The following is a 7,750-nucleotide window of genomic DNA, read 5'->3' as shown; positions in this document are numbered from 1 at the left end:
TGATGACGATGCGTGAATGGAAATTTGCAGATTCTCCGAGTGCCGTGGTCTACACGACTCGTAGGGTGGTTGAGCGAATGGATTGGATTGCTTATGCCTTCCATGATGCCGATGATGGTGCATGGCAATTCCATGGTTCATCGACTGAAGCTAAAGAATCTGATGCCATGGTGATTCGATTGGAGAGCGCCCTCGACCTTGATGATTCGTTATCAGAGCTTGCAGATTTGCCTCTGGGGTGGCGAGCTTGGCGCAAATCGAAGGACTCGGAATGGCAACGTGCTCCGAGCGAGGCCTGATGTTCATGCAGTCTTAAATAGCTGCTAAAACAAAAAAGCCCCCACCACCCAGCCGCATGGCTGAGGTTCGTGAGGGCTTCGTCGTTGTGGGTGCTGCGTTCGTCAGCCCTTGGCCAGCACCGTCTCCAGCATCTCACTGACGAAGCGTTGCTTGGCCTTGGGCAACTGCGCGATGGCTTCCATCTGCTGCTGCCACTTCGGTGAACGACCGCGCTTGGCGGGGGCGGCCTTCACCGGCTGCCCGATCAACACAGCCAGAGCTACTTCATCGGCCTGGACGAGAGCGGCGTGGCGATGTACTACGACGTCCCCGCGACGTACCACACCAGCGTGGGCTACACCACCGAGCAGTACAGCTACGACAGCATGCGTCGCATGACCAGCGTGGTGCGCGACGGCGTGCAGACCGACGCCCGCTTCTACGATGCGGCCAGCCGTGTGGTGCAGACCGGTCCGGCCGGCGGCCTGCCCCAGGGCTATATCAACGCCCTCAACGGCACCAACTGGCAGGGACAGGCGCTGGCGGGCAGCGGCAGCGAAACGCGCGTCAACCGCTACAACGACAACGGACAGATCCTGCGCCAGGACGTGTACAAGAGCGACCATGCGATCAAGTACACCGCGGTGTACGAGGCACTGGGCGGCGGTGCAGCCCCGGGCGTGGGTGGCGCGGGCGGCTACGACGCCGCGGGCAACCTGCAGGGCTACACCGTCTTCGACTACAGCGGTGGCAATGGCGTGAGCGTGACCAACTACGCCAACGCCTACGACCGTGCCGAGGGCTACCGCCAGACCTCGACCTACGGCACCAACAACCACAACAACCCGGGCCAGACGATCTGGTCGTACGGCAACGGTGGCGAGTTGACCGGCATCCAGGACGTCACGCTGGGCACCGTGAGCGCACTGCCAATACCGGAATGCGCCTGCCCGACCTCAAGCAACGAACGGTTCCCGCGCCCTTGCCTCCTCATTCCGTCGTTCGGTCAGCGAAAGGTAGAAAAGCCGATCTTCGGTCCGCATTGGAAAGCGCGAGAGTTCCAGGTCGGTGTGGCACGCCGGTGCCAAGTAGATCGGATCCTTGTCCACTGTGTTCTGCGCGTGAGCGAGCGCCAGGTGAACCCGCTGGATATCCGGATGCTGCGCCACAAACGCGCCGCGCAGAAAGGACGGCTCCTCGCCAAAATTCCTTCCCTCGTCGTACTTCCGGCCCTCGAGCGCGGCCACCCGATAACACAGCACCCCATTGCAGCTATGACCCGGCCCTGAAGCGCCAACCCGCAGCACCTTGCCGCTGGCAACATGGTAGTAATAGTCTTGGCTGCTGCCCGCAAAGAGACAGTCCTCTTTGGCCACCAACAGGTCGACCATGCTGCTCACATACTGCGGCCCATACCAGTCGTCGTCGTCCATCGAACAGATGAAGTCGGCGCCCCACGCCTTCGCCATTGCATTGAGTTGGTTTCTCTTGCTGCCCAGCGAGATCTTGCTGGGAAGACACCGATAGTGAATCCTGGGGTCCTGCAGGCTCGCCAAGCTGCCCGGCACCGGACTGTCGTCCAGCACGAACCAATGCAGGTTGTCGGAGTCGACAACGTCTTGCGCGAGGAAGTAGCGCAAGGTCTGGACGAGCAGTTCCGGGCGGTTGAACGTCGGCGTCACGACGGCGATCTTGTACCGGCGCACTGCAGGCGGGCGGGGCGCGACGTTCCCACGCGACACCGCCTCCTGACGGGTCTGTCGCTTGCCGGGTCCGGTGCGCGGAACCCGAGCGTCGCCAGCGCCGCCCGTCCCCATCAACGACGCAACGAGGGATCCGATTTCCAGGGGCGTCCCCGGCTGACCGGCCAAAACGCTCTCAGCATGTCGGGCCGAGGCGTTCGCCGGCGCCAGCCGCTGGCTTTCAGCCAGGGACTGCTCGGCCTCCGCTTTGCGACTTTGCATGGCAAGCACCAGCGCAAGGCCAGCGTGGGTTTCTGCGTGCGACGCATCGAGCGATCGAGCGGTCAGAAGACTTCTCCTTGCGCCTTCGGCATCTCTCAGCAGCAGACGGGCCCATCCCAACCCGCGCCATGCCTGCGCGGCGCGCCGGTCTACCGATGCGGCCGCCTCGAAGGTGCGCGCAGCCGTGCCGGCATCCCCGAGGGACAGTTCCGCGAAGCCGAGCACGATGAATGCCCTCGCCTCTCGAGGCCAACGGATCGCCATGTCCCGCGCGATGGTCCTTGCCTCTTCGCCATGTCCCTCCGACAGCATCAGCAACGCTTCGGTGGCGAGCGATTCCAGGGGACGTGCCTCTGGGGGCAAAGCGGTGCTTGCCATCTCGCACCACCGGCGGGCCGCTTCCATATCGCCCATGTCCCAGGCGGCCAGGCTGGCCGTACCTGCCAGAACAGGGCCGAGTTGGCCTGCAGCTTCGAGTTGCAGGACGCTACGCATCAGGCGCGGAAGATCTCCCCATTGATGAAGGCTTCGGACCCAGAGCACGCGGGTCGCTTCGAAACCGGCAGGAAGATTCCCTGCCACGCCCTGCTTCTCGAGAAAAGGCGACAGCCACGCCACGGCGGCTGCCGCATCTCGCTGGGCCAGTGCGGCGGATGCGAGGTTGTGGCGCACGGCCAGTTCATACGACTCGGACTCGGGTTGGCGAGACAGCAGGTCTTTGAGAAGGGTTGTCGCCTCATCCCAGCGCTGTTGGGCCATGTACCAATCGGTCTCGCGCAAGGCCCATGGGGCGGACCACGCCCCCTGCGATCGGGCGGCTTCGATCAGGGCTGCGGCACGACGCCAATCGCCGGCGCCCAGGGCGATGGCAAATTCATTCCCCGAGGTGTCGACGTCAGCGTGCGGCTTCATGGATTTCCTCTTTCGCCCGCCGCAGCCACAGCGGTACGGCTTGGCCTGCAATACATCCGTCAATGGGCAAGAGTGTTTAACGTAGGGCTTAAATGCCCCTAGGCCTCACATCAAAGCGGGCGCACGTGCGCCCACCACACGACAATGTCAGCTGCGCCTCGGCGGCGCCCTGTGCATGACAACCGGAGAGAAGGTGATGCCCCCAGATGCAAGTGCGTACGACCATGCGTTGGTCAAAGCTATGGAGTTCAGCAACGCTGGCGACGTACCCCGCGCGATCGAGTACTTCCTTGAGGCAAGCCAGGCGCGCCCGAGCGTCGGACTTCCTCAGTTTCTGCTGGGAGCCGAATATGCGGCCGCAGGCGACATGGCCAACGCGGAAGCGGCTTTCGCGAACGCTGCGCGGCTCGCACCGGACTTCCCGATGGCCCGCTATCAGCTCGGCCTGGTGCAGTTCACCGCAGGCCGCGCCGCGATCGCCCTGCTGACGTGGCAGCCCTTGCTGGACCTCCCGGAGAGCGATCCGCTGCCGCATTTCGTGCAGGGTTTCGACGCGCTGGCGCGCGACGCCTTCGATGCAGCCCTGCATCACTATCGCCAGGGCCTGGTGCGCAACACCTCGAATGCACCGCTGTCCAGAGACATCGAGAAGATGATCGCGGCCATCGAAGCACTGCAGCAGCGTGCGGTGCCCGACGACACAGCCGAATCGCAGGCACCCCGGGTCGACACCCACGTGTTGCTGGCCAACTACCAACAGCAGGGCCGCAGTCATTGATGCCCCGGCGCGCACCGACAGGTACATGACTCGGCGACAGCGATGATCGATCCCTCCACGCAGCTCGCAGCGATGATCCGCGCTCAGTTCGGCGCGCAGTTCAGCGCGCAAGCCAAGGGACAAACCACCAGAGCTGACGCCGCGTTACGCCATACGCGTTCGGCGACCGCAAAGCCCGAGACCCCACGCCGCCCCCACGACAAAACCGAAGGGCGAAGCATCGAGCAGATGGTGGCGCTGCGCGTGCGTGCCCTTTCCCCCGATGATCCGCAGCGGCAGCGCAAGGCCTTTCGGCTTTTTCTCGAGTCCGTGCTCACGCAGGCCTTCGGACGCGATCGGCTCGACGACCAGGGATTCGATCGGATGGTCAACGCCGTGCTGCAGCGTATGGAAAGCGATAAGGCGCTCGAGGCGGCTTTGCGCGAAGCCGGTGACCTGCTATTGGCCGATGCCGCGCCTGCGAAAGGGCAGTCACGCTAGCTTCCCGCCCAAGCTCATCTGGCCTTGGGAACGCCTCCGGGCTCGCCATCCCCAAGTGAGGGCAAGAGGTCGACCACGCGGCCACCATACGGCGCCGGTCTGTCGCCAAACAGACGCTTGGCGAGCCGGCGCAGTTCGCCCTGATCCGTCACCCTGCCGTCGAGCAGAGCCTGTGCATAGAGACCGGACAGACTCCTGCGGTCCAGACGAAGTGCAAGCTCGACGTGCACCTCCGCTTCGGGTCTCGCGCCCTCCAAGGCGAGGACCACGGCCAGCCCACCGTGGGTGTCGGAGAAATTCCGATCCAAAGCCAGGGCGGTTTCGAAGCTGCGCCGGGCAGCGCCCAGATCGCCACGCTGCATCTGCGTCCAGCCCAGCCCGTGCCACGTCCCGATGTGCCGTGGCATCAGCTCTACCGCACGATCGAACGCGGCTTCGGCCTGATCGATTGAGCCCAGGTAAAGTTGGGCGAATCCGCGAACCGACCAGGCGCGACCTTCGCCGGGGTACGCTTGTAGCGCGTGGTCGATGACCTGCACCGCCTGCTGCGGGTCGCCCGCAGCAAGCGCCGCGCTGCCTTCCGTCACCAGAGCCTCGACCGGGGCGTCTTCCCCAGCGGCAAGACTCGCCTGTGCCCAGCGGCGGGCATTGGCGAAATCTTCAACATCGAACGCGAGCAGGCTGGCGACGCCGCCAGCGTGCACATCCAGCCGATTGTGTTGTTCGGCCTCCTGTGCCCATGCGACCCCTCGCGCACGCTGAGCGTGCTGGTGCAGCGCCCTCAGCCAGAGTTGCTGCAGTGCTCGAACCGTCTGTACCGGGGCACGGTTCAGGGATAGTGACTGAGGCCCGGCCAGAACCTCCTCGAGTCGCGCGATACAGTCGCCGAATCGGTATCGCCTGAAGTCAACGAAGGCCTGGTTGTGCAGCAGCACATGCGCAAATCCATCGGGTGCACCAGGCGTGCCCGCCAGTGCCGCCAGCGTCGCGACCGCCTCGTCGTAACGCTGCTGCGCCAGGAAAAAATCGCCTTCGCGCAAGCGCCATGCCAACGCATCGACCTGCAGCGACTGCCCGTGGCGCAGATGGAAGTGCGCCCGCTCCCATTCACCGCACGCCAGCGCCGTCTCGAAGGCATCGACGAGCAGTGTCTGGTTGGCCGGGTCCTCGCGCAGGAATCCGTCAAGTCGGTCCAGCCGCTGCCGCATTGCCTGCAGGCGGGGGGCGGCAACGGCGACGGGCGCTGCGTTCGATGTGTTGGTGGAATCGTTCATGAAAAAGGGGGCGGTGCTTGCGTCAATGGAAATTTATCCGGAAGAGACTTACAACGATACGTCGCAGCGTACGTCGTTCGACAAGGCCTCGCGCAGTTTCGACAGACCTTGGCGATGGAGCTGGGAGATCCGTCCGCGTGTCACCCCCATGGTCTGGGCGATCTCGTCGAAAGGAATTTCCTGGAGGTAGTGGTAGCTGATGACAAGCTTCTGCTGCTCGGACAGCTGCGCGATGCAACTGCGCAGCAGCGAGCGCAGTTGCGTGGTTTCAGCCTGGCGAAAGTAGCTCACCTCCGGCGACGGCGCCTGCGCTTCGCCATCGAAGGACTCGGCATCGACCATGCCGGTGTCTTCCAGCATGAAGCCCAGAGCCAGCCCGATGCCGACCTCCGCGAGATAGCGGAACAACTTGTCGGATCCTTGAAGCCCTCCCGCGTCGGTGGTCTCACGTGCCGCGTCCTTCGCGGCGTCCAGGCGCTCCTGGCGCAGGCGCATCTTCAGATGAATCTGCTGATTCTTTTCGGTCAGCTTCACCAAGCCATTGAGCACAGCGCCCTGGACGCGCTTGGACGCGAAGGTCTTGAACTGCGCGCCCTGATCCGGGTCGAACCGATCGACCGCTTCGACCAGTCCGATCGACGCGAGCTGCAGATAGTCGTCGAACTCCACATCGTTGTGGGTGCGGCGAGAGAACACGGTCGCGGCCATCATCCGTGCGAACGGCATATGGTGGCGGATGAGCGCCTCACGCGCGTCTCTGTCGCCGTCCGCCCGCCACCGATGCCACAAGCCGGGCAGGTCAGACCCGGCATCGACACCATCGGAGATCGAATCGCTCGTTGCAGGCATCGCGTCAGGCGCTCAATGAAAACTGGCCACCAGCGACTTGAGCACCAAGCTCCACCCGTCGACCAGAACGAACATCAGGATCTTCAACGGCAACGCGATCGTGGTGGGTGGCATCATCATCATGCCCAGTGCCATGAGGATGCTGGAGACGATCAGGTCGATCAGCAGGAACGGCAGAAAGATCACGAACCCGATCTGGAAGGCCGCGCGCAATTCGGACAGCATGAAGGACGGGATGAGCTGGATGTTGCCGATCTCATCCATCGATTGCGGGATGGGCGCCTTCGACAGCTCCACCATGAGGGCGAGATCTTCTTCACGGGTCTGGCGCACCATGAACTCGCGCAGCGGCGCCATCCCCTTGCCGTACCCCTCTTCGATCGACAGCTTCCCGGCCATGAAGGGCTCGAACGCATCCACGTTGAGCTTCTGCAGCACCGGCGACATCGTGAAGGTCGTCAGGAAGAGTGCCAGGCCGATCAGCACCGTGTTCGGCGGCGTCTCATTCATGCCGATCGCGTGCCGCAACATGGACAAGACGATGATGATGCGCAGAAAACTGGTGAGGCACACAACGAGCGCCGGCAGCACAGCCAGTACCGTGAGGCCCAGGACGACGCGCAAGGCCTGCGCCGTCTCCATTCCAGGGGTCGCCGCAGCGACCACTGCCGGCGCAGCCGCAGCGTGGGCAGCGAACGAAGGCCAGCCACAGGCGACGATGCTGCCGATCAAGACAAGTCCAGCACGAACCCTCACAGGGCCGCGAGGCACGCACAAACCATTGGCGTTCATGCGGCACTCTCGGGCTTGGCGCTCTGCACGGAAGGGGCTTCCGAGATCAGTCGCATGGATTGGTCCGTGCAGCCGATCAGCAGGCGGCGCCCGTCCCAGACGACGACGTGCAGGCTGTGACGTGGCGACAGGCGCGTGCTGGAGATCCGCTCGACCGTGTCCCGCTGGATGGGGCGATCGGTCAGGCCCAGACGCGACAGCCAGGATCCTGAACCCGACCCGAAAAGCGACGACGACCTCTTTCTACGGCCCCACCAGGTGGCCAAAGCGATCGCGAGCATCAGCGCGGCCACCACCAGCCATGCGACATCGCCCGGCGGTGCCATGGTGTCTGCACCGGCACCCTCGCGCCTCAAAGGAATACTCGGTGGAAGGCTCGACACCGTGCCGTCCGCCGTCGCGGGAAGGGGCGAACTCATGGT

Annotated in this window: 9 protein-coding genes; 3 read left to right on the top strand and 6 right to left on the bottom strand. The window is 64.1% G+C overall.

Annotated elements, in window-relative coordinates:
• The first annotated feature begins 2 nt into the window (after nt 1-2).
• A complete protein-coding gene (locus QTH86_RS20625; protein WP_286648013.1) occupies nt 3-299 on the top strand; it encodes a hypothetical protein in 297 nt (98 codons plus the stop codon).
• A gap of 102 nt (nt 300-401) precedes the next feature.
• Here the strand turns inward: QTH86_RS20625 and QTH86_RS20620 are convergent, their stop codons facing one another.
• Nucleotides 402-533: a hypothetical protein gene (locus QTH86_RS20620; RefSeq protein ID WP_286648012.1), complete on the bottom strand. Its 132-nt coding sequence runs from the start codon at nt 531-533 to the stop codon at nt 402-404.
• A 702-nt stretch (nt 534-1,235) separates the two neighbouring features.
• The gene (locus tag QTH86_RS20615) at nt 1,236-3,155 is read right to left on the bottom strand and encodes a glycosyltransferase (protein ID WP_286648011.1); all 1,920 of its coding nucleotides are present in this window, start codon (nt 3,153-3,155) and stop codon (nt 1,236-1,238) included.
• Nucleotides 3,156-3,351: 196 nt separating this feature from the next.
• Here QTH86_RS20615 and QTH86_RS20610 point away from each other — a divergent pair, with 196 nt between their 5' ends.
• A complete protein-coding gene (locus QTH86_RS20610) occupies nt 3,352-3,933 on the top strand; it encodes a tetratricopeptide repeat protein (protein WP_286648010.1) in 582 nt (193 codons plus the stop codon).
• Between the two features lie 42 nt (nt 3,934-3,975).
• A complete protein-coding gene (locus QTH86_RS20605; RefSeq protein WP_286648009.1) occupies nt 3,976-4,413 on the top strand; it encodes a hypothetical protein in 438 nt (145 codons plus the stop codon).
• Between the two features lie 14 nt (nt 4,414-4,427).
• Here the strand turns inward: QTH86_RS20605 and QTH86_RS20600 are convergent, their stop codons facing one another.
• Genes QTH86_RS20600 through QTH86_RS20585 form a run of 4 tightly spaced genes read right to left on the bottom strand, consistent with a single transcriptional unit; the run spans nt 4,428 to nt 7,747 of the window.
• On the bottom strand, nt 4,428-5,687 hold the full coding sequence (locus tag QTH86_RS20600; protein ID WP_286648008.1) for a tetratricopeptide repeat protein: 1,260 nt from the start codon (nt 5,685-5,687) through the stop codon (nt 4,428-4,430).
• A 48-nt stretch (nt 5,688-5,735) separates the two neighbouring features.
• Nucleotides 5,736-6,536: a sigma-70 family RNA polymerase sigma factor gene (locus QTH86_RS20595; protein ID WP_286648007.1), complete on the bottom strand. Its 801-nt coding sequence runs from the start codon at nt 6,534-6,536 to the stop codon at nt 5,736-5,738.
• 12 nt (nt 6,537-6,548) lie between these two features.
• Nucleotides 6,549-7,268 (bottom strand): flagellar type III secretion system pore protein FliP, encoded by a 720-nt coding sequence (gene fliP / locus QTH86_RS20590; protein ID WP_286648006.1) that lies wholly within the window; start codon nt 7,266-7,268, stop codon nt 6,549-6,551.
• Nucleotides 7,269-7,324: 56 nt separating this feature from the next.
• A complete protein-coding gene (locus QTH86_RS20585) occupies nt 7,325-7,747 on the bottom strand; it encodes a flagellar biosynthetic protein FliO (RefSeq protein WP_286648005.1) in 423 nt (140 codons plus the stop codon).
• Nucleotides 7,748-7,750: the final 3 nt, after the last annotated feature.

This window comes from Variovorax sp. J2L1-78, assembly GCF_030317205.1.
Lineage (GTDB): Bacteria > Pseudomonadota > Gammaproteobacteria > Burkholderiales > Burkholderiaceae_C > Variovorax > Variovorax arabinosiphilus.
This window is presented reverse-complemented; position numbering and strand designations above follow the sequence as displayed.